This window comes from Microcoleus sp. S28C3 (assembly GCF_036700785.1).
Taxonomy (GTDB): domain Bacteria; phylum Cyanobacteriota; class Cyanobacteriia; order Cyanobacteriales; family Microcoleaceae; genus Microcoleus; species Microcoleus asticus.
In genome coordinates, this window is record NZ_JAUBPO010000003.1 from 80822 (window position 1) to 102855 (window position 22034).

Consider the following 22034-nt stretch of genomic DNA (forward strand, 5'->3'; position numbering starts at 1 on the left):
CAGGCGCTATATCTGCTACTCAACTTTTTCCCTGACAATCCGAATACTCTCCCATGCTGGTATCCGACCCGCTTGTCGCTCATCTAGTAATACCAAATAAACATAAAGTGGGTAGATTTCATTGAGACTCTCTACATACTTACGACTAATAGCTTCACTTTCTTGACCGCTTAACTCAATTGTATTGAGCGCCTCTTTATTTTGGGAGATTACCTCATAAGTTACTGACAATAAACGATAGATAACAAGAATAGAAAGCAGAGGAAAGTATAAAAGGAAATTACTGCTTTTGCTTGTTTCAATGGCTTTAAACTCGGCTTCAAGGTCGCGGTTGAGGACGCGGTTGAGGTCGCGGTTGAGGTCGCAGTTGAGGTCGCGGTGAAGGTTGCGGTAGAGGTCGCGGTAAAGGTCGTGATTGAGGTCGCGCTTGAGGACGAGTGTAAGGACGAGTTCGTGGTCACGGTAGAGGATGAAGTTGAGATCGTAGTTGAGGAGAAGGTTGAGGTCGCGGTTGAGGAACAGGTTGAGGTCGGAGTTGAGGACGCGGTTGAGGTCGCAGTAGAGATCGCAGTAGAGGTCGCAGTAGAGGACGCGGTTGAGGTCGCGGTTGAGGTCGCGGTTGAGGTCGCGGTTGAAGTCGGGTTTGAGGTCGCGGTAGAGGTCGGGTTTGAGGTCGCGGTAGTATTTGAGGAGACGGTAGAATTGGAGGAGGCGGTTGAGAGCCAAAACCTCAGCTAATTCCTGTTCCCAAGATTGCTGCTGTTGAGTTTCTATTCCTACAATGATTCGCTGTTCTCCATCAAAACACCAGCATCCTACTTGTTTTTCTGTAACTGGATAATCCTCTACTTCAGCTAAAGTGGGCAGTCTGTATTTAAATCCCAATGCAAATTGCTGCTGAGTTAACCATTCACAAAACTCCTCAGCATCACTAGCCCGTACTCCAGTAATAGGCTTTTTGGCATCTCCTGGCGGAAAGCTGTAACTTGTCCACTGGTCAGGTTGACGATGTTCAGCTCCTTTCAACTTCTCATAAATAAAAAGCTGATATTCGGCGCAGGTGATGTAACTCATGTCAATTTCGACATTCTCATCAATCCGCAGCAAATTTTGCAGACGCCGGGATAACAAAACATTAGCTGCTAAAATGAATCTTGCTGTCATCGACTTTCCAAATCTGCGTTTAACCTTTGTTCCAGTTGTTGCCGAACATCTGGATTTACACTCAACCCCTCGTCCAAGCAATCATAGGCGAGTGCCATTACCTCAACCGATGGAGATGGCATCACCAAGACTGCACGAATCAGATTGCTAGCATTACTCTGTGCTGCATAAAGACGGATGGTTTCAGCCCACCAAGATTGGTGAATATTTCCGATCAACATACTCTCTTGGTTCGATTCTTTAATCTGAACCGCTGCTAAATATTCCTGGAAACTCAAGTGAGCAAATTCATAAACGCCTACTTCTTTTTCCACTAACAACCCACTCACATCCCGAACTTGCTGAATAAATTCCTCTGCATTCGCCCCACTGCCTGCTACATCTGCCAATTTGTCTGTAATCCTATCAATTCCATCGGATAGGTTGAACTCACGAGTTTTCTGCTGCATTAATTCCAATGCCAGCACTTGCAGAACAGATTGCTTTTGCGTCGCTGTTAGCGCATCGGCAATATTTTTAGCTCTTTGTCGCCTTTCTAGTAAAACCTGGCAAATTTCTTTGTAAAGTTCTACCCGTTTTCCTGGCAAGGCACTACCGCGACGGTGAACTGTGGCAATCATTGTTAGCAGCAAAGGATTCACCGCCATGTCCGCCAGAGGTTTGCTATTCTTAATCCGCTTAATTAAATCATCTGCTTTTTCTTTAGCGTCTCCCCGCACTCCCGCATCATCTTGCCCAGCGTGACTTATCACCTCTGTTTCCAAATACCAGCTACCAATAAACTGTTCCATTTGTTTCAGGCTAAATGGTTGCACTTCTAAGACAGTCACATCTTGTTGCAACCGCGCAGTTTTATAGCCAAAAGGTCGAGAGGTTAAGATAAAAGCCGTATCCGGGTATGTCTGCATCTGTTCGTCTACCCAACGACTTACTTGCTGGCGCAGGGTTTCATCTGCCACTTCATCCAATCCATCTAACATTACCAAACATTGGTTTTGACGTATTCTTTCGGCAAACCAGTTAGGCGGTGGATTCTCCAGTTGATATTTTTGCTGCTGCTGCTGTACCTGCTGAGTAATTAACTCTGCCAGAGTGAGTTGATTATTATTCACAATTTCCTGACGCACATCTCGGAGATACAACAATATCGGAATCAGTTGCGGCGCTTTCGGATGCACTTTCCACTGTTGCTGTGTGGCATAAGTCTGCGTTAAATATCTCAAAAGGGTAGTTTTCCCGGAACCGGGTGCGCCCAAAACTGCCATGCGCCGAAATGCCGGATTCTTATCTATTGCTGCTAAAAAATTCCAAATTTGTGTTTCATTTGAGTTATTTCTTTCATCCTGGACTGGCTGAATCATTTTGTGGCTTGTATTCGCTGCTTCTGTTGCAGCAATTTTGAGTGGCACAAATACCTTTTGCAAAGGCAGGGTTCGGTCTCTATCCAATCCCTGTGTTTGATAGTCTCGACAGATATAAGTCAAACCCTGGTAATATTCCCGCTGAAAAGGTGAGGTTGAATCTTCAATTTTATTCCAAATCCCGTCTGCAACACTATCTGCAAGTTGCTGTCTCTTTGTTCTAAACTTCGGTGCAAGTTGGTTCGTAACTGGGATGAGAAACTTAATGGCCTGGATAAACAACATCAAAATTACAGTCACAACCAAAGCCAAAAACGCTGCTGTCCATTCGCCCCTCAGTATGAAATACAACATTACCGCCAGTCCCAAACCGGGCGGCAACCATACCAACCTGTTCTGCCATTGTCTCGGTAAAAGCATTACAGGCGGGAGCACAGCCCCCAAACCAAACAGAATGAGAGATGTATAAAAAACTGCTGAGTTGAATTCGGCGGCTAGGTGGTTCCCCTTCAAGAGTGCGAAAAGGATGCCACCTCCCAGCAGGGGTAAAAAACCAACAAGCCAATTTTGATTTGCAGGCGTTGCACTCGCCTGAGACTGACTGGATATAGCACCGAGGATAAAAAGTGCCAATAGACACACTACTGTCAGTAAGATTATTATAGGGTCTTCAATTTTTAAGTCCTGTTTACCGGGCAGTTGGTTGATCAGCCAACCCAAGAAACCATTACTGAGTATCAATAGCAATGGTAGCAGCCAATTTTGTATAAATCTGGACATAAGCGATCGCATTTAAAAGCCTGTTGTTTCCCAGTTTAGGCGATCGTAGCGATCGATCGTTAGCAATAGATGTTATTTATGGCTGATGTGCGATCTTTCCGAAGTAGATTTGTCGATCGCCCGATCCATCCCCTAAGACTTACCTATGACTTGGAACAGTGATAAACTTGATATTCATACCCATCCACCGCAGGCAAATCGCGCGACTCAAGCTGGCATTTCTGTGCTGCTAAATTAACAGGTGCGCGAAAATTAACCAGCCACAAATCTAGCGGGCGTTCTAATTGACTGAGTGTTTTATAAAGTGTCCCTGCCGCTATTTCCGGCGCATCCCTTCTCAGATTAGCCAAAAGAAACAGCGGAGAATCAAAGGCTTTAACTTCTTCTTTATTCCTAACATCCGTTACATCCGTTACATCCGCTACAAAATCCGTTGCCGAACTTCTTTCCCATTCCCACCCTATCCCCATCAACTCTCCTATTTCTACATGAGTCTTTTGAGTAGTAGCAATTAACACGGGAACTTTCGAGACTTCGCGGATAATCGGAATTAAAAGGTCTGGTTTGTAATATTTGCGATAGCCGAGATTGGAATTTACTGTCACACCGCTAAAAAAACCCATTGCTAAAATTAGCAGAACTGCTTTTTTGCCAGCCATTTCCACAGCAGGTAAATTAAACCATTTACTTTTTATTGTAGGTGTGTTAAAAATAACTGCCAAGGTTGCTCCTAACAGTAATATCGCCCCCGGAAAGTAGACAAAATTGTATCGAGCGCCGCGAGTTAGGTCAATCCCGAGAATATATGCAAAGCTGAAAAATAGGAAAATTGCTCCTAGCACAAATCCGCCGAAAATAACAGTACCTAAACGAGTATTAGTTGTTTTTAATGAAGTTTTAAGAGCGCCTCTCAGCAGAGGAAGCGCCCAGATCAAAAATATTGCCATTGCGATCGCCGATGCAACTACTACTGCCAAATTTGGCGATTCAACGGGCAGCAGAGACATGACAGTGATCCATCCAGCTAAAGCTTGAAAAATCGGCCCGATCCAATCTATAAATGTGCGATCGCCGCTGACAATCCAATTAGTTAGTTCGCTGCCGTACTTGTTTGACAAAAATACCGGCAGCCAAACTAAACCGCCAGCTAAAGTACCTATCGCTACTGCGAAAAACCGCCAGATGATTTTAAATTGCCAAATATTGGGCTGGTGGCTGTTGGAAATTGGCAATTTTTCATTAAACTGGTGCCAGATTACAGCAATTAATGCTATTGCTTCGGCACACAAAGTCAGTGTAAAAAAGTAGTGAACGGCAATTCCCAGACAGTTAATGACTACCCAAATCAACAACACCCAAACAGGCATAGGAGCGCGATTTTGCAGCTTTTTGACAGCTACTGTCAAGCAAAAAAGAGAGGCAATAACTAATAAAATTCCTAAAGTGTAATGGCGAGCTTCTTGAGCGAGATAAATGCCGTAGGGAGAAACTGCCATCATTGCGGCCGCACATTGACCGACTAAACGAGAATTAAAAGCAAACTTGCCCAAAAAGTAAATAGCTGGAACTGAAATCACGCCCAATAATGCAGGAAGAGCTCGCCCTATCCAAACTAAACTATCCTCTGAAGGCCCAAACAACCGCATCCACCAGTGGGCGAGCATAAAATACACTGGTGGATGGTTGCTTTCTAGCAGCAAATTGCGGAGCACGTCGGCAGTGTCAGCATCGGGGCGCAATTGTAGCGGTTGTAATAATGTAGAAAGATCGATCGCGCGATCGATCGGCACACCGCGAAAACTGTTGCCCAAACTAAACACTAGAGTGGAAAACTCGTCTGTCCACAGCGGTTTCGAGTCCAAATTGGCAAAGCGCAAAATAAAGGCGATCGCCGTCCACAGAAATAGCAACAACAGTTGTTTTTTATTAATCATTAATTCAGTCATCTAAAGGCAGTTTGCAGTTTGCAGTTTGCAGTGGTGAGTTGTCAGTTCCAATAACAACTAACAACTCGCCAAACTCCAAACTATTTTTGAACGTCCGTCACCCGCCAACTCAGCTTCATATTGATCCAAAAATTCCACAGAGTCACAGTTGCGATCGCAATCAACTTAGCCAAATAATCGTTTACCTTAAAAACATTAAACAGCACATTCACCAGCAGCACATTCATCATCAAGCCGATCAAACAAATCGCATTAAATTTCAACAGCCGTTTCAAGCCCTGGCGCTTTCCAGGCTGCCGCTTAGAAATATCGCGAAAAGTCCACAAATCGTTCCACAAAAAATTATTGATAATTGCCACTTCAGCAGAAAAGATTGCACTGCGAGTCAGCCCCAAACCGAGGACAGTCCGCAGCAGGTAAAAAACTCCCATATCCACAAACACGCCACTGAAACCAACCACGCCAAACCGCAGGAATCGGCCCACCGGCCAGCGGGCAAAGCGCAATCTGAGCAAGTGCCGCAAATACTCAATATACTGTTTCCAAGTAACTTTGCTCTCGCCTTCTTGTCGCTCCTGAAACACGTAACCAACTTCTCCAATCCAGCGGATCTCCCCCCTGGCGAGCACTTCAATCAATATTTTGTAACCTGCAGGATTCATGATTTTGCCGGCTATGCAACTGCGGCGCACCATAAAATACCCGCTCATCGGATCGGAAACTCGGCCCACGACTCCCGGCAGTATAATTAATCCCAAAGTTTGAGCACCCCGCGATAAAAATCGCCTGACAAGGCTCCAGTCGCTCACCCCGCCCTCGCCAACGTGACGGCTCGCAGCGGCCAAATCTGCTCCCCGCTGAATTTCTGCTAAAAGCTGCAACAGCGTCTCCGGGGGATGCTGCAAGTCGGCATCGATGACGCCCAAAACCTCGCCCCGAGCCGCCTGCCACCCGCGAATTACCGCTGTGGAAAGTCCCCGCTCCTCTTCCCGGCGCATCACCCGTAATTGCGGATATTCCGGTGTCAGGGACAGGGCGACTTCCCAGGTGCGATCGGGGCTGTCGTCATCGACTACAATTAATTCGTAGTCGCCGGGAATGATGCCATCGAGCAATCGAGTCAATTGTTCCACAATACTCTTGATATTCTTGCACTCGTTGTAGGTAGGAATGACGAGGGACAAATAAATTCCCGGTGTGCGCGCGTTTGTAAAAGTTGAACCGAAAGTCTGTAAAGCAGGAATTTGCAAAGGCCCCGACGGCACTGGCAAGACCTGATTTTCTTGGTTGATGCCCATAATTTCAGTTCCCAGAAAGTCAAGGATGGTTTGGTATTACTTGAGATTTTAAAATATCGTTCCTCTATAATTGATTGTTAAAATATAAAAATGTCTTTATTCTAGTCAGTAATTATGTAGTTGAGTGAAAAAGAAAACTGTGGATGCAATTCTCGATCGAGCTTTACAAGGTTACAACATCTCTACCGCAGAGGCTTTGGTACTTTTGCAGCAAAGAGATCCAGACGCGCGAGCTTCTATTCAAACAACCGCTGACTTGCTCCGCCGCCGACAATCAGGGGATACTGTCACCTACGTTATCAACCGCAATATTAACTTCACCAATATTTGCGAGCAGCATTGCAGTTTTTGTGCATTCCGCCGCGATGAGGGAGATGAGGGCGCTTTTTGGTTAGATTCAGCCCAAATTCAGGAAAAGGCAACTGATGCAGTGCAGCGGGATGCAACGGAAATTTGTATGCAGGGGGGCTTAAATCTTCAAGCTAAGCTCAACGGAGAATTTTTGCCTTATTATCTGCAATTGGTAAAAATTATTAAGGATAAGTTTCCTCAGTTGCACTTGCACGCTTTTTCGCCACAAGAAATAGAGTTTATTGCCCGAGAAGATAATCTTAGTTTCAGCTATGTAATTTCGGCTTTGCGGGATGCGGGAGTCGGTTCGATGCCGGGAACTGCGGCGGAAGTTCTCGACGATGCTGTGCGACGGGTGATTTGCCCGGAAAAACTAAATTCGGCAACTTGGTTAGAAATTGTGGGAACTGCTCACAGTCTGGGTTTGCCGACAACGAGTACGATGCTTTGCGGGCATATTGAGACGGCCGAACAGCAGGTTTTGCATTTAGAAAAAGTGCGATCGCTCCAACAAACTGCGATCGACCAAAACTATCCAGCACGCATTACAGAATTTATTTTACTACCATTTGTCGGACAGGAAGCACCGGCACCTTTGCGGAGTCGAGTCGGCCGCGACCAACCAATTTTAGCAGATACATTGTTACTCACCGCTGTATCGAGAATCTTCTTGGGAAATTTGATTTCCAATCACCAGCCGAGTTGGGTAAAATTAGGTTTAGATGGAGCTACAGAAGCGCTGAAATGGGGCTGCAACGACATCGGCGGTACATTGATGGAAGAGCACATTACTACAATGGCCGGTGCAGTTGGTGGCAGTTGTCAATCTGTCCAAGATTTGCAAAATGCGATTAGTTCTTTGGGGCGGGATTATCAGCAAAGAGATACAATTTATCGACCTTTAGGGGTTGACAATTTGGCAGCTATTGTGTAACTTTTAGGATGCGAAGTGCCAAGTGCGTAACGCATCCTACGAGTTCAGCCGTTAGCGAAGCCCTCGGAGAGGATCGCACTTTCAAATTCTTCTAGCGCTTGCAAATTTCCCACCTGCCAAGCACGTTCCACTGTAGCAGGAATCAGTTGGGCGATCGCGATTTCTGGAAAATTCGGACTAATATCCGATTCTACATACTCTCCATCTTGCAGCAAATAAATGCGAAGTCTGCCGCTGTCGTAAACCCACACTTCTGGAACTCCAATAATTTTATAGGCATCGATCGTAGTTTTAGAAGTAACATCCGTCTCAATTGCCAAATCGGGCGGCGGATCGTCCGGTAAAAGTCGGCGGTGGCCAATCATCCGCTGATAATTTAGAATATAAAAGCAAGCATCAGGTTCAACTCCTGCTGCACCTTCCCGTTTGAACGTAGTAGAACCAAAAGGTTCATATCTTCTGCCCGCTGACTTGAGTAAATTTTTTACCATATCGGAAATTAAATCTTTCGGAATTTCGCGATCAAGTAAGGGAACCATAATTTCTAAGGTACTGTTGCTGTAGGCAATTCTGGTTCTTCGTTTTTCCCCTAATTCCTCCAAAATCGACTCAAATTCCAGCCAACTTATATTGGGAATAGTTACGACACTGCCGGGAGAAAGCTCAATCTGGCTAACAGGTTTGAGCACGGGGGTGATAACAATCATAAGCTGAATTGCGAGCTAGTTGTTAAGTTTGTGCCAAGGGCAGGCAGGATGCCTACCCGACAAGAGTTTTTGGATATATCTGTTGAGTTTAGCACGGGCAACGAGAAGAGATTCGCGATCGCACTTTTGACTCAATTCTAGAAACATCGATCGCACATTTAAAACTTCATTCCAACCGGATTAATTTGACTAACAGACTCATGATTTCTCCCTGTTCCGGTGTAATAATGATGCGATTGTCGGGAATGGCGATCGGATGAGTCCAACGAACAGCTTCCGCGTAGCGCAATGCGTGCAGTTGGTGGATAGTTCGCCGTACCCCCAGCGGCGAACCGATGATGACGTGACGGACTGCTTCGCGATCGCCCTCAAAGGTTTGGTTGGTTAAAACTTGGGGCGATGTTTGGTTCGATGATGAATCTTGCAACATGGCTTTGACTAATAATTTTGGATAGGTTTGATGCTTTGTAACGGTAAAACCGCGTACAATAACAAGTTGAAGAAAAGACAGCAATTCCCCTACAGCACAAGTGGCTTAGCTGGTGCTGTCTAATCTCTATTGAGTTAAATCTAAATTAATTTAGGGTAGATGTCAATCATTTTAGGCAAAGCCCTAATAAATTAATATAACTTAACAAATAGCCTATGGAAATCTCAGAAAGAGCCGATCGATCGCCCCTAATGCGACTGAGAGTTCAGCGGTTTATGACTCAAAAGCAGCTAGCAGAAGCACTTGGCGTTACGGAAGCGACGGTAAGCAACTGGGAAGCTGGGCGATCGGTACCGAAGCTAACGCCTGTTCAATACAAGAAGTTGCTAGAGATTCTGCAAATTACCTCTGCTGAATTACCAGACCAATTTGGTTTTCCCAATGATGCTGATGGATAGAAAATGAAACATTATAATCGATGTGTTTTATTTAAACGAACTCATACAATGTTGTGAAAAAAAAAGGAATATGAGACTTAACATCGCTACTTTGCTGTGAATAAAATCTCCCAATTTCTAACGAGAGTTGCTCTCTAAATACCCAATCTTCCCGGCTAAAGTCACCGGATGGCTTAATTTGATGCCAATAATCCTTAGCTTTTTTAATTGTCAGCAAAACTGCGATCGACTGATTCCTATGCGTTTCATCTACAGCATTTTGAAACCGCTCTTTCCACGAAGCCTGAAATGCTTGAGTTTCGGTACAATCTAATCCCGAACAGTAACTAATGCGATCGAACGCTCTCTTTAGGTTATTCTGTAAATCCAAGTCATTACAAATTGCATCAGCCATATCCAGATAAATATTTGCTAGTACCGCAGGATTCCCCTGATAAATCGGTTTGTTACAACAATTATCAAATATTGGTTGAAGTTCAGGTGTCAGAAAATATGCTTCTTTATGAATCAAACCTGTAACCCAGATCCGGTGCTGTGCTGCGTTTTGCTCTTTCACCTGCGCTTTTTCGTAAAGATTCCGAAAAATTGCCTCTGTATCTGTAAAAATATAATTTTCGATCGTTTGCAGTTGCAAGTCTAAATCTATCATTGCAAAAAGTCGATCGGGATCTAAATATGAATTAGTGGTATCCTTTTCGTGTAATATTGGAAGAGTAGAGTAGGTGTCTAATACATCTTTGCGATCGCCGCAGTTGAAAAATTCCGGTAACTTCTGTCTCCACCATGTCGGAACGCAAGCCTTATAAAAGTTGGCATCAGGCATTTGCTCCATTGCTTTATAAGCTTGAGGTGACTCTCTACCCTGCGTCTTCCGAATATCACCTTCGCACAATACCACAATTTTGTTTTTAATTCTGCGAGATTGAATAATTGCCTCGCAATGTTTTTTTAGCTGTTCTGGATTAAGACTCATTAGTAATATTAGATTCTGATTTGATTAGTTTTGGCTCGATTTCTTTAACATGAGCCGGTGTCAAAGCTTCACACAATGCGTAGGAGTGAGTTGCCAGAATATATTGATTGCTGGGAGTCCACTCTTTGAGGTCTGATATAATTTGATATTGCCAATCTGGATGAAAAGCAATTTCAACTTCATCCATCAAAACAATAGCATCTTTTATGTTGCGGGACTTGAGCCATATATAAATGCTGAGTCTTTTGAGTTCGCCGTGACTTAAATCTTCGGGATATAGTTCTATAGCTTCACCATTATTATACAATTGAAAGTTGACTCCAGAAAAATCTTCATTTAAATTTATTCTTTTATTTCCCAACAGCCGATTTAAGTCGTTAATTAAAGCTTGATAGCTGTTTCCGTAGTTACCTGTCTTGATGGCTTCTCTGAAGTCGCGATCGCGAGCATCTTTAAATGATTTAATAAGTAGCTTTACAGCAAGGAAGTCATAGGTAAACAAGCCATTTAATTTAGATCTTGTAGATTCGAGGATCGCGTAATAATTCTTATCTTCCTTACTTGAGTTGCTAAATAATAGTTTTCTAAAATCCAGCGGAAGAAATAGAAAAACTTGGGTTGATGGAGCTGCTAGAAAAATTTTACGCGACAGTTTGTCTAAAAATAATTTTGCTTCATTATTTTTTAAAAGATTAAAACCACATAATAGTAACTCTGTATTTTGTTCTTGATTATTACTAGATTGCTTAGCGCTTGAATAATTACATAGAGGTATCAAGTTTTCTGGTTGTATATCTTCCAAAAAAATATCTCCAAGAAGAGAATGTTTGCGACAATAGAATTCAAGTTTAACTATTTTTTCTCTATCCCAAATATCAATGAGGGCTAAGACTCTTTTTTCTTCCCCATCAGCAACTTTAAATCCCTGAAGCAGATTTTGTAAAAACTGTTTTTTATCGTCATCAACAGAACAGTGCAGCAATACAAAAATTAACTGCAACAGCGTACTTTTTCCACCGCCATTTTGACTTCCCAGCGGAAAAATTTTAGGAATAAAATCTTTTTCAAAAGTGATGTCGATATTTTTCAAACCCCGAAAATCAGGAACTTGAACTCGTAACAAGTGCATAATAAACTCCTGGTGTTAGCTTGCATTCAGTCTGGTTAATCGGACTTACTCACGGGTGTTCAGAAACCGGGTTTTTTCGAGAATACTTCGCTACAGCCCACAAAAACCGTAAAAACCCGGTTTCTTTGGTTGTGATGCGTAAGTCCCGACTAAGTAATAAAACTAACTAAAATTCCCAAAATTTCATCAACTGGTGGCAATGAGTATTCTCTCAAACCAATGGTAACAGTTTGCTCTTCTAATTTGATAAATTTCCACAAGTTCCCGGTCGTAACGCAACCATAGAGCTTGTTTACAAAGTAGCCGTTTTTCTCATTGAAACGCTGAGCCGCAATCATTTCAGCAACACATTGTCCAAGTCCGCCGTTGATATCTTCTTTTTTAGCTTCCACTACAATCATAGCAGGAGCTTCGATAAAAAATTGTTCAGGCGATTTGCCGATCAGAAAGTCGCAGACACCGTTAAGTCCCACCGATTGATCTACAGTAAATTCATTACCAGAAAAAAGACTGATTTGCTGCTGAAAAATATCTTTTAATTCTAGCATAATTGGACAGATAATCATTTCAGAACGAGCTTTTTCTGTATTCAGTGCTAGAGCAAGAGGCAGGCGTTTTTCGATGAACTCAGCTAGGGCTAGACTTGGCTGAATCGGGGGCGCAGAAACAATAAAAGTAGGTACTTCTATTAGGGTGAGCTGAAAGTCTTGTTTGACTTTTTTAAGGGTGAATTCGCTATAGGACATTGCTTTTTTATACTCATAATAAAGTTGGCTGGCTTAGATTATAACACTTTTCAATCGGATGAAATACAGCAGATGGGAGTAGGGACACGGCACTGCCGTGTCCCTACCGGATTCACATGAGACTAAACCTTAAACTTCTCCACAATCCGTCTCATCGCTTCTTCCACATTCTCCCGACTATTAAACGCCGAAATGCGGAAATAACCCTCACCCGCCGCGCCAAAACCAGAACCCGGAGTTCCCACCACATTGCAAGTTTCCAGCAACTTCTGAAAGAAATCCCAACTCGACAAACCGTGAGGCGTTTTCACCCACACATAAGGCGCATTTTTGCCACCAAAAACCTCGATTCCCGCCGCTGTCAATTTATCGCGAATAATCGCAGCATTTTCCATGTAAAAATTGACTAATGCCTGAATCTGTGCCTTGCCTGCCTCTGAATAAACCGCCTCAGCACCGCGCTGCACGATGTAAGAAACTCCGTTAAACTTAGTAGATTGGCGGCGGTTCCACAGCTTCCAAATTTCGACATCGGAACCATCTGCTGCTTTTCCAGTCAAAGTCTTCGGTACAACTGTTAGCGCACAGCGAGTACCCGTAAAACCAGCATTTTTGGAAAAAGAACGAAATTCGATCGCACAATCCCGCGCCCCCTCAATTTCGTAGATAGAATGCGGTAAACTCGGATCGGTAATATACGCTTCGTAGGCTGCATCGAAGAAAATAATCGAACCGTTAGCTTTAGCATAATTTACCCAAGCTTGCAAGTGTTCCTTGGTTGCAGTTGCCCCGGTCGGGTTATTCGGAAAACACAAGTAAATTAAATCGACTTTTTTGTCGGTGGGAATTTCCGCAGTAAAATTGTTTTCTGCTGTAATTGGCAGGTAAACTAAGCCGCCGTATTCGCCATTTTCGTTCGCATCTCCCGTGTGTCCAGCCATCACGTTAGTGTCTACGTACACCGGATAAACTGGATCGGTAACTGCGATCGTGTTATTGTTGCCAAAGATATCGAGAATATTGCCGCAATCGCACTTAGAACCATCAGAAATAAAGATTTCCGAAGCGTCAACATCGCATCCCCGCGACTTGAAATCGTGCTCGGCAATTTTCTCCCGCAGCCACTCATAACCTTGTTCCGGGCCGTATCCTTTAAAGGTATCCCGCGATCCCATTTCCTCCACCGCCTTCACCATCGCCTCCCGACAAGCAGCCGGTAGCGGTTCCGTCACGTCGCCAATCCCCAGCCGGATGATGGGCGCTTCGGGATTCGCCTCTGCAAAGGCTTTCACCCTGCGCCCAATTTCGGGAAACAGGTAGCCGGCTTTGAGTTTGAGGTAGTTGTCGTTGATAGTTGCCATAGTTCGATCGCTACAAATGTCGTAGAATAGCTTACTGCCAATTGTCTCTCTCAAGCAGCAGCAAGTTCGGCAAGCAGCAGTGTACGGGATTTAACGGATGTGACGGATAGATGTTCAGCCAAGAGAAAGATTTTCCCGACTCGGACACTCAAACACTTCGATACTCCGCCATTACAGGCAATCTGCGCAGTTGCTCACCAGCCATTGACCAAAAAATCAAATCAGCTTGTATAATCAGAATAGTATGCAGCGCAGAAACAATTATGGACGAGATCGAGTACGCCAAACTCTATCAAGAACTGGCGGCAATTCTGAATGAGTTTAATTTGGGTTGGGTAGTTCAACAAGTAGCGGATACTGTAGAGATAGGCAAAGTAATAGAAGAGCGATCGCTCAAACGAAAAACACCCCTGCTCAAGATAGAAGATTATACCGCAAAAGAACAACTTTTGCTATTAATTGATGCTGTCGAACAAGCGACGGTGAACACTTCCGAAATGGAAGACGAAATTGCTTATTTCTTGAAAGTAGAATCAGAAACCTCTCCCCTCGGCACAAAAATTACCTTTGCCAATTCAGGTGCCGAAACTGCCAAAACAATCGAGTTTACCTCCAGCGTCACAGCCCCCCGTCACAAACAGGCGATCGCCCTCAAGCACTTGCTGGAAAAACTGCCCTCCGGGCCGAGCAACTACGCCATCAATTCCGAGATTAAAAGCAAATTAAAAAGCTCGATCGATCCTGATTTTAACACAGCGGCAGAACAATCCAGAATTTTTGATACTTACCTCTTCACTATTCTGCTAAAAGCTGTTGCTAATGAAGGCGGTACTATTTATTACAACAATGTTTTAGACGACGAAACACCGAAATATTTAACATTTAGAAAAACAGCGGGAAAAATCCACGGAAGTGCACATCCATACACTCATGCTGTTGTGGAATTTCCCGACAAACCAGCCCTAGAAGTTCACCTAGGAGTAAAAGTCCAAGGTAGAGCCGGAGTTTTGCACAACTGTAACGTTTTAATTTTGTACCAAAAAGAAGCGAATATCTGCCGCTTGCTCAACCGCGAACCCCGGCACTCGCAGGTAATTTTAGCAGTAAAATCGGAACACAGCACATCGGAACTAAAACTAGAAATGGCTGGTGCTTTTATCGGCTTAGCGTCAGACATTCGCTACGAAGGCGGTAGCTATTTCATTTCTAACAGTTACTCCCAACCCATAGCAAAACTGCTAACTACTGCTCGCAAAAAATGGGAACTCAACATTTTTCCTAGAGCCACAAACGATGTCCACCGACTGATGTACTCGTTTCAAACTATCTTTAAAGACTTTAAGGCAAGAAACTGATTCAGTTAATACCATTTCACAAAAGTCTTGCCATATTTTTTGTGTTGCGTTTCGTTCCACGGATTTATATCAAATCCGGTAGCATCGTTCTGGTAAAGTCTCCTTCAATCTGCCACCAAATATAAGCAAAATTTTCTGTTTTTCGGCTCACAGTCAACAGCCAACAGCCAACAGTCAACAGTCAACAGTCAACTTTCCTAGATTTGCCCGGTTAAGTGTATCTGCTAATGTATCTGTTACATGAGCCAAGAAAATAATCTATCATGTTGCGAGCACCAGAACCTTACGAATAATGTTTAAGAAAGATAAATCTTCCCTGCTGTTTACGATCGGAGCCGCCACACTTCTGATCGGTTTAGGCTTTGTCACCTACTACCTCGTCCTCTCCCGTGGCCCCGCCAAAGATTTGCCGGCGGGGGCAACGGTTGTCCCGCAAGATACGATGATGGCCCTATCCATCAGCACCGATGAATCGCAGTGGAATAGACTGCGAGAGTTTGGCACGCCGGAGTCAAAAGCTTCGTTTGAGAGGTTTTTAAGCGAAATGCGCGATCGCCTCCTCACCAGCAACGGCTACGCCTACCAGGAAGACATTCAACCCTGGGTGGGTAACACAGCAATGGTAGCCTTTCTCCGCAACAAAATAGCTATACCAGCCCCCCCGCCAGTACCCAACGCGCCCCCATCTCCGCCAATTCAACAGTCAGTGGCAATTATCCTGCCAATTGCCAACCCGATCAAAGCCAAAGAATTATTAACAAAACCCAGGCCTCTCAGCCAAGGAAAAATAGTTGAGCGTAATTATAAAGGCGTCCAAGTCACAGAAACTCAAGGCGTACCCGATCGCAATTTCTCAGTCGCGGTACTCGGCACAAGCTATCTAGCAGTCACCACAGATTCTAGCGCTACAGACAGAATAATCGACACCTACAAAGGCGAACCTTCCCTAGCAAAAACCCCTGGCTATGCAGACGCCATAGACAAAATAAAAAGTCCGGGCGCCTTCGGTCAAATCTACGTCAATATGCCCGTTGCCGCCGCCTATGCCGCCGCCAACTCAGTTCGCGAAATTTCGCCAGAAAGCCTGGAAAAACTGCAACAAAATCAGGGATTTGCCACCACAGCGACGCTGGATGCAGAAGGAATTGCCTTCAAATCAGTCTCTTGGCTAAAACCAGATTCTACCAGAAGGATAGCAGTAGAAAACAATGCTCTAAAAATGGTTGATCGCCTGCCAAGCAATACAATAATGATGGTATCCGGCGGCAATTTGCAGCGTTTGTGGCAAGACTATGTATTGGGAGCCGAGGCAAACCCGATTTCCCCGATTAATCCCCAAGTTTTGCGCACAGGTTTAAAATCCACTACGGGCATGGATTTAGATAAAGACTTGATGAACTGGATGGGGGGAGAATTTTCTCTATCATTAATACCAGCCCCCGCACAGAATCCCAAAGACAAATTTGCTGCCGGATTTGTATTTATGGTGGAAACAAACAACCGGGGCGCAGCCGACAAATCTCTGAAACAGCTTGATGAAACGATGAAAATGAAAGGGTTTAGAGTTGAGGAAATTAAAGTCGGCGGCAAACCTGCGACAAAATGGACATCGCCGTTTGGAGGGATTACGGTAACTCGCGGCTGGATGAACGATGTAGCGTTTATGACAGTAGGAGCTCCAGTGGTTGATGCGATCGTTCCGGCACCAAAAAGTCCGCTTTTAAGCAGCGAACTGTTCCAGAAAACTGTACGATCGGAACTTAAACCCCACAACGGCAATTTCTTCATCGACACCGAGAGTGCGTTTAACCCGAAAAACCTAGCTTTGCCGGAGTTTCCTCCCAACCAAAAAATGTGGATAGACGCCACGCGGTCGATCGGCGTAACAGCCGCCGTCATTGGCGATCGTACCACCCGTTACGACGCTTTTGTCGGCCTCAAAAAATCCACCCAATCCACTCCTCCTGCAAATCCTTCACGGAGTCTTGCTTCACCGCGCCCTGCTTCACCGAGCCCTGCTTCACCAAGTCCCTCGCCCACCGTCCAAACTTCTCCCAACTAACTCTTAAATCATTCAACAAATCCGCCTGGAGAGCCCATTAAACAGCAACAGGGCGACAGATTAAAACCGAAAGGCAGCCGCCAGAAGCAAGAAGCAAGAAGCAAGAACAAGACTTACGCATACGCACTAAAGAAACCGGGTTTTTTTATCGTTTCTGTGTGCTGCAACGAATTATTTTCGTTAAAAAACCCGGTTTCTATGCAGCCCTGCGTCTAGGAATACCAAAGCAACCGAGTTTTTTAAGCCCTGGACTGCAACTAAGTGTTTTCGTAAAAAAACAGGGTTTCTGCGTCCAGAAATGAAGAAGCAATCGACCGTTTCTCACGCACCCTACACTTTATGTACCCGTTGCGTCCAGGACTTCTTATTTTTGTCATAATTTTAAGGGTCGGCAATTGTAGAGCCGGCTTTTTTTGTTCTTTATAAAAGGAAAGGAAAAATTTTTTACGTGGATTTTTTCCGGTCAGTTCTGGGCACAGAAGCCGATTTTTTAAACCGCCATACTTCCTTCAAACTCTCACTAATGTAAAAAAAACGGTCTCTAGGGGCCGGAGTGTGTCTAGGAAAGCCAGTTTTTTTTATATGTCATCCGGAAGATACAGCTTCTAGGCATTTCGAGTTATATTTAGATTGTGGAGAAGATACGCTCGGGGAATTGCAAATGCAGAGGCAAATTTTACAGGGACATTTTCCTCAGTGAGTCGGGAAAGTGAGTCTGGAACGCGCTTGCAGTCCGAAACCCGGTAGCTTCATAAATATACAGTATTTAACCGCAAATTTTCCGAGAAACTAGGTTTATTTACCTAATTTCTGTGTATATATTTTACCCATTAAAAAGCTATGGAAACCGCCAAAAATATTCAAATACAGGCTAAGTTTCGGTCGAAAAAAAGAATAAGCAAACTGGCAGCTTCTCTGCCACTTATCTTAATAAACCTTTACTTTTTGCAAGCAAAAGCCGAAGGTCAAACAATTGTTCCAGCGCCGGACGCAACGGGCACTACCGTCACTCCCGCAGCCCAAAACGGGACTCCTGGGCAGCCAACTCGCTTCGATATTGAAGGCGGACAATTATCGAGCGATAAACAAAATCTTTTCCACAGCTTTACAGAATTCGGCTTGTCGGAAAATCAGATTGCCAACTTTATATCAAACCCCAACATTCGCAACATTTTAGCGGGCATAGGCGGCGGTAAACCATCGATTATTAACGGCTTAATTCAAGTAACCGGGGGCAATTCTAACTTGTTTCTGATGAATCCATCCGGCATCATATTTGGCAACAGTGCCAGCTTAAACGTGCCGGCTTCTTTCACAGCAACCACCGCCACCGCTATTGGATTTGGTTCTAACTCGTTTAACGCTGTCGGTACTAGCACCTACACATCTCTGACAGGCGCGCCCAATTCCTTTACTTTTGGGGCAGATCAAGCCGGGGCAATTATCAGCACGGCAAACTTAGCAGTCAAGTCAGGGCAGAACTTAACCTTGCTCGGCGGCACCGTTGTCAGCACCGGCAGCCTTGCGGCCCCAGGCGGTCAAATTACCGTAGCATCAGTCTCCGGGACAAATTTAGTGCGCGTCAGCCAGCGAGGCAATTTGCTGAGTTTGGAAATCGAGCCGCCCTCGGGGACGAGCAGCACTAGAACATCCAGCGCGACAGATTCAACATTGCCGATCGCATCCTTGCCCGAACTGCTCACAGGCATCGGTGAAACAAACGCTACAGGGATCGGCCTCAATGCCAGCGGTGAAGTGGTACTCACGGCGTCTAACCGAGCAGTAGCTGCGGGGGACGTGGCAGTAAAAGATGCAAACGCTCAGGCGATCGAAATTCAAGCAGCCAACACCATTGCAGCCAGCGGAAACCTGACAAGTTCTCAAGGCGGCGCGATCGCCCTAGAAGCTAGTGGCGACATTAGCACTGTCGATCTCGACTCCCACTCCGACACCACCGCAGGCGGCAACATCACCGTCACCAGCCGTACAGGAAAAGTAGAAACAGGCAATATCAACGCACGGTCGATCGACAAAAACAGCAACGCCGGAAACGTTAGTATTGCAGCACCCTCAAGCAGCATTCAAACAGGTTTCATTGGCGCCAACTCCGAAGAAAAACAAGGCGGGGCAGTCACCCTCAACGCCCGCAACGACATCGAAGTAACCCATATCAACACCGAAGGCCGAACAGCCGGAGGAGAGATTGACATTACAGCCGGCGGTAATTTCCGAGCAACAGGCACTTTCACCAACGATAACAACTGCTTGTCGCAAGCTTGCAGCATTAGCGCATCCACTACTGGTAGCGCTAATGCTGGAGATATCACCATTCGCCACGGTGGCGAAGCCTCGAACACTCCTTTCAGCGTCGGGCCCGACTATAACAAAATCAACGGTACTGCTGGCAGCATTGCCACTGGGGGCCCAAAGAAGGAAAATGTTATTACACAGGGAGGTTATTTCAGCCCCACCCCTCAGATAGTACAGCCGACGCAAATTAACATTACGGCTTCTTCATTATCGCCAGCACCAGCACCAGCACCAGCCCCCGCACCAGCCCCAGCCCCTGCGCCGACACCAGCGCCTGCACCCGCACCCGCACCCGCCCCTGCGCCGACACCAGCACCAGCCCCTGCCCCTGCGCCGACACCAGCGCCTGCACCAACACCAGCACCAGGCCCCGCCTCTGCGCCGACACCAGCGCCAGCACCAGCCCCTGCGCCGACACCAGCGCCAGCACCAGCCCCTGCGCCGACACCAGTACCAGCGCCAGCCCCTGCGCCGACACCAGCGCCCGCCCCAGCCCCTGCGCCGACACCAGCACCAGCGCCAGCCCCTGCGCCGACACCAGCGCCCGCCCCTGCCCCTGCGCCGACACCAGCACCAGCGCCAGCCCCTGCGCCGACACCAGCGCCCGCCCCAGCCCCTGCACCCGCCCCTGCACCCGCCCCTGCACCCGCCCCTGCGCCGACACCGCCGACACCGCCGACACCGCCGACACCGCCGACACCAGCGCCAGCCCCAGCACCCGCGCCGACACCAGCACCAGCGCCAGCACCAGCGCCGACACCAGCACCGGTATCAAATGTGCCGACACCAGCGCCGACACCAGCGCCAGCGCCAGCACCAGCACCAGCGCCAGCACCAGCGCCAGCACCAGCGCCAGCGCCAGCACCAGCACCCGCGCCAGCACCCGCACCAGCACCCGCGCCAACACCCGCGCCAGCACCAGCGCCAACACCCGCGCCGATATCAAATGTGCCGATCGCACCGACAATTACTCCAAATCCAGCACCGATATCAAATGTGCCGATCGCACCGACAATTACTCCAAATCCAGCGCCGGTATCAAATGTGCCGATCGCACCCACCATTACTCCAAATCCAGCGCCGATATCAAATGTGCCGATCGCACCCACCATTACTCCAAATCCAGCACCGGTATCAAATGTGCCGATCGCACCCACCATTACTCAAAACCCAGCGGTTGCGCCTGCTGCTGCGCCAATAAATCTCGCACCGATACCTACACAGGATCTCGCGGCAAACCAACCACCGAGCACAAATCCTTTATTTTCGCCCAGCTTGCAACAGCAAAACCAGATATCTAATTCCTTGGAACAGCGCATTTCACCTCCCGCGTCCTGGAATATTGACGCTTCCAATTCGCCAACAAACATCGGCGCCGTTATTTTTCCCGTCGAGGAGAGATTTACCAAGGAGTTTGTCGATTACCTAAATTTGCCATCAACAACTGCGATCGCCACCCTAGAAGATGCCCAAAATACCCTTCGCAGTGTCCAACAAGCCACAGGCATCAAACCAGCTCTCATTTATATCAGCTTTGTACCCAAGGGTTCTACAGTCGATCGGCCTTACAGCAGTTCCTCCATCTTGCGCGTAGAACAGCAAATTCAAGCCTCTGACGAACTGGAAATGATGGTGATCGCGCCCGAAGGCGTGCCCGTTCGCCAGCGCATCCCTGGAACCTCTCGCGCCCAGGTAATGGAAGCTGTTCGGAGATTTCGCGATGAACTGACTAATCCGGTAAAGCGCAATACTAAAAGTTATTTGCCCTTGGCTCAGCAGCTCTACCAGTGGATGGTAGCGCCGCTGGAAGCAGAACTGCAAGCCAAAGGCATTGAGAATTTATCTTTTATCTCAGATATGGGGTTGCGATCGATACCAATGGGCGCCCTGCACGACGGCAAAGGCTTTCTGGTAGAGCGTTACAGTGTTGGATCGATGCCGAGTCTGAGTTTGACAGATACCAGCGCCGCCAATTTCAAAAATACCCAAGTTCTGGCAATGGGGGCGTCGCAATTTCCAGAGATGAGTCCTTTGCCTGCGGTGGAAATAGAAGTATCGACAATCACCCCGCAGCAGTGGCCGGGCAAGTCTTTCTTGAACGAAGCTTTCACCCTAGCCAACTTGAAATCGCAGCGCCAGCAGCAGCCTTTTGGGATGATTCACTTGGCTACCCACGCCGAATTTCGATCGGGAGACCCCAGCCAATCCTTTATTCAGTTGTGGGATACTAAATTGCGTTTGGATCAGTTGCGGCAAATGAATTGGCACAGCCCGCAAGTTGAAATGTTAGTTTTGAGTGCTTGCAAGACTGCTGTGGGCGATCGAGAGGCCGAGTTGGGCTTTGGCGGGTTAGCCGTGCAAGCCGGGGTTAAATCGGCTATGGCGACTCTTTGGTATGTCAGCGACGAGGGCAGTTTGGGGTTGATGACGGAGTTTTACGGGCAGTTAAAAACTGCTCCGATTAAAGCAGAAGCACTGCGGCAAGCGCAATTAGCGATGTTGCGCCAAGAGGTGCGAATTGAAGGGGGGATGCTGCACACTTCTGTTGGCAATCTGCCGCTACCCCCGGAATTGGCAAAAACGACGAGTCAGAATTTCTCTCATCCTTATTATTGGTCTGCTTTTAGAATGATTGGCAATCCTTGGTGAGTCGATCGCCCACTCGCACC

Annotated in this window: 15 protein-coding genes; 5 read left to right on the forward strand and 10 right to left on the reverse strand. The window is 46.4% G+C overall.

What is annotated here, in order from left to right:
• Nucleotides 1-15: 15 nt before the first annotated feature.
• From QUA13_RS01790 to QUA13_RS01805, 4 genes are all read right to left on the reverse strand, one after another.
• On the reverse strand, nt 16-1164 hold the full coding sequence (locus QUA13_RS01790; protein ID WP_333196160.1) for an SUMF1/EgtB/PvdO family nonheme iron enzyme: 1149 nt from the start codon (nt 1162-1164) through the stop codon (nt 16-18).
• Nucleotides 1161-3305, reverse strand: coding sequence for an NACHT domain-containing protein (locus QUA13_RS01795; protein ID WP_333196162.1), 2145 nt, complete (start codon nt 3303-3305; stop codon nt 1161-1163). Before QUA13_RS01795 ends, QUA13_RS01790 begins: the two co-directional genes overlap by 4 nt.
• Before the next feature lie 143 nt (nt 3306-3448).
• The gene (locus QUA13_RS01800) at nt 3449-5251 is read right to left on the reverse strand and encodes a glycosyltransferase family 39 protein (RefSeq protein WP_333196163.1); all 1803 of its coding nucleotides are present in this window, start codon (nt 5249-5251) and stop codon (nt 3449-3451) included.
• Nucleotides 5252-5331: 80 nt separating this feature from the next.
• The gene (locus QUA13_RS01805; protein WP_333196164.1) at nt 5332-6549 is read right to left on the reverse strand and encodes a glycosyltransferase; all 1218 of its coding nucleotides are present in this window, start codon (nt 6547-6549) and stop codon (nt 5332-5334) included.
• Nucleotides 6550-6673: 124 nt separating this feature from the next.
• Here QUA13_RS01805 and cofH point away from each other — a divergent pair, with 124 nt between their 5' ends.
• A complete protein-coding gene (gene cofH, locus QUA13_RS01810) occupies nt 6674-7834 on the forward strand; it encodes a 7,8-didemethyl-8-hydroxy-5-deazariboflavin synthase subunit CofH (RefSeq protein WP_333196165.1) in 1161 nt (386 codons plus the stop codon).
• A 44-nt stretch (nt 7835-7878) separates the two neighbouring features.
• On the opposite strand, the gene QUA13_RS01815 is transcribed toward cofH, so the two are convergent.
• Nucleotides 7879-8541, reverse strand: coding sequence for a Uma2 family endonuclease (locus QUA13_RS01815; RefSeq protein ID WP_333196167.1), 663 nt, complete (start codon nt 8539-8541; stop codon nt 7879-7881).
• Between the two features lie 166 nt (nt 8542-8707).
• Entirely contained in the window at nt 8708-8971 is a 264-nt protein-coding gene (locus QUA13_RS01820) for a hypothetical protein (RefSeq protein ID WP_333196168.1), read from the reverse strand.
• Nucleotides 8972-9186: 215 nt separating this feature from the next.
• Between QUA13_RS01820 and QUA13_RS01825 the strand changes: the two genes are divergently transcribed.
• The gene (locus tag QUA13_RS01825) at nt 9187-9429 is read left to right on the forward strand and encodes a helix-turn-helix transcriptional regulator (protein WP_333196170.1); all 243 of its coding nucleotides are present in this window, start codon (nt 9187-9189) and stop codon (nt 9427-9429) included.
• A 31-nt stretch (nt 9430-9460) separates the two neighbouring features.
• On the opposite strand, the gene QUA13_RS01830 is transcribed toward QUA13_RS01825, so the two are convergent.
• From QUA13_RS01830 to QUA13_RS01845, 4 genes are all read right to left on the reverse strand, one after another.
• Entirely contained in the window at nt 9461-10402 is a 942-nt protein-coding gene (locus QUA13_RS01830) for a hypothetical protein (RefSeq protein WP_333196172.1), read from the reverse strand.
• Nucleotides 10392-11531 (reverse strand): AAA family ATPase, encoded by a 1140-nt coding sequence (locus QUA13_RS01835; protein ID WP_333196174.1) that lies wholly within the window; start codon nt 11529-11531, stop codon nt 10392-10394. The genes QUA13_RS01830 and QUA13_RS01835 overlap by 11 nt, the downstream gene beginning before the upstream one ends.
• 149 nt (nt 11532-11680) lie before the next feature.
• Nucleotides 11681-12277 (reverse strand): hypothetical protein, encoded by a 597-nt coding sequence (locus QUA13_RS01840; RefSeq protein WP_333196175.1) that lies wholly within the window; start codon nt 12275-12277, stop codon nt 11681-11683.
• A 122-nt stretch (nt 12278-12399) separates the two neighbouring features.
• Nucleotides 12400-13638: an LL-diaminopimelate aminotransferase gene (locus QUA13_RS01845; RefSeq protein WP_333196176.1), complete on the reverse strand. Its 1239-nt coding sequence runs from the start codon at nt 13636-13638 to the stop codon at nt 12400-12402.
• A 263-nt stretch (nt 13639-13901) separates the two neighbouring features.
• Here QUA13_RS01845 and QUA13_RS01850 point away from each other — a divergent pair, with 263 nt between their 5' ends.
• The 3 genes from QUA13_RS01850 (at nt 13902) to QUA13_RS01860 (ending at nt 22014) form a co-directional block, all read left to right on the forward strand.
• On the forward strand, nt 13902-14993 hold the full coding sequence (locus QUA13_RS01850) for a hypothetical protein (protein ID WP_172190487.1): 1092 nt from the start codon (nt 13902-13904) through the stop codon (nt 14991-14993).
• 292 nt (nt 14994-15285) lie between these two features.
• Nucleotides 15286-17055 carry a DUF3352 domain-containing protein gene (locus QUA13_RS01855; protein WP_333196179.1) on the forward strand — a complete coding sequence of 590 codons (1770 nt, stop codon included), beginning with the start codon at nt 15286-15288 and terminating at the stop codon, nt 17053-17055.
• A gap of 840 nt (nt 17056-17895) precedes the next feature.
• Entirely contained in the window at nt 17896-22014 is a 4119-nt protein-coding gene (locus QUA13_RS01860) for a CHAT domain-containing protein (RefSeq protein WP_333196181.1), read from the forward strand.
• The last annotated feature ends 20 nt before the right edge of the window (nt 22015-22034 follow it).

What these genes read in the sequence shown, in the direction of transcription:
- QUA13_RS01855 (WP_333196179.1), top strand. Translation starts at nt 15,286, where the DNA reads ATGTTTAAGAAAGATAAATCTTCCCTGCTGTTTACGATCGGAGCCGCC.
- QUA13_RS01820 (WP_333196168.1), bottom strand. Translation starts at nt 8,971, where the DNA reads ATGTTGCAAGATTCATCATCGAACCAAACATCGCCCCAAGTTTTAACC.
- QUA13_RS01860 (WP_333196181.1), top strand. Translation starts at nt 17,896, where the DNA reads ATGGAAACCGCCAAAAATATTCAAATACAGGCTAAGTTTCGGTCGAAA.
- QUA13_RS01790 (WP_333196160.1), bottom strand. Translation starts at nt 1,164, where the DNA reads ATGACAGCAAGATTCATTTTAGCAGCTAATGTTTTGTTATCCCGGCGT.
- QUA13_RS01795 (WP_333196162.1), bottom strand. Translation starts at nt 3,305, where the DNA reads ATGTCCAGATTTATACAAAATTGGCTGCTACCATTGCTATTGATACTC.
- QUA13_RS01805 (WP_333196164.1), bottom strand. Translation starts at nt 6,549, where the DNA reads ATGGGCATCAACCAAGAAAATCAGGTCTTGCCAGTGCCGTCGGGGCCT.
- QUA13_RS01840 (WP_333196175.1), bottom strand. Translation starts at nt 12,277, where the DNA reads ATGTCCTATAGCGAATTCACCCTTAAAAAAGTCAAACAAGACTTTCAG.
- QUA13_RS01800 (WP_333196163.1), bottom strand. Translation starts at nt 5,251, where the DNA reads ATGACTGAATTAATGATTAATAAAAAACAACTGTTGTTGCTATTTCTG.
- QUA13_RS01850 (WP_172190487.1), top strand. Translation starts at nt 13,902, where the DNA reads ATGGACGAGATCGAGTACGCCAAACTCTATCAAGAACTGGCGGCAATT.
- QUA13_RS01835 (WP_333196174.1), bottom strand. Translation starts at nt 11,531, where the DNA reads ATGCACTTGTTACGAGTTCAAGTTCCTGATTTTCGGGGTTTGAAAAAT.
- QUA13_RS01815 (WP_333196167.1), bottom strand. Translation starts at nt 8,541, where the DNA reads ATGATTGTTATCACCCCCGTGCTCAAACCTGTTAGCCAGATTGAGCTT.
- QUA13_RS01825 (WP_333196170.1), top strand. Translation starts at nt 9,187, where the DNA reads ATGGAAATCTCAGAAAGAGCCGATCGATCGCCCCTAATGCGACTGAGA.
- QUA13_RS01830 (WP_333196172.1), bottom strand. Translation starts at nt 10,402, where the DNA reads ATGAGTCTTAATCCAGAACAGCTAAAAAAACATTGCGAGGCAATTATT.
- QUA13_RS01845 (WP_333196176.1), bottom strand. Translation starts at nt 13,638, where the DNA reads ATGGCAACTATCAACGACAACTACCTCAAACTCAAAGCCGGCTACCTG.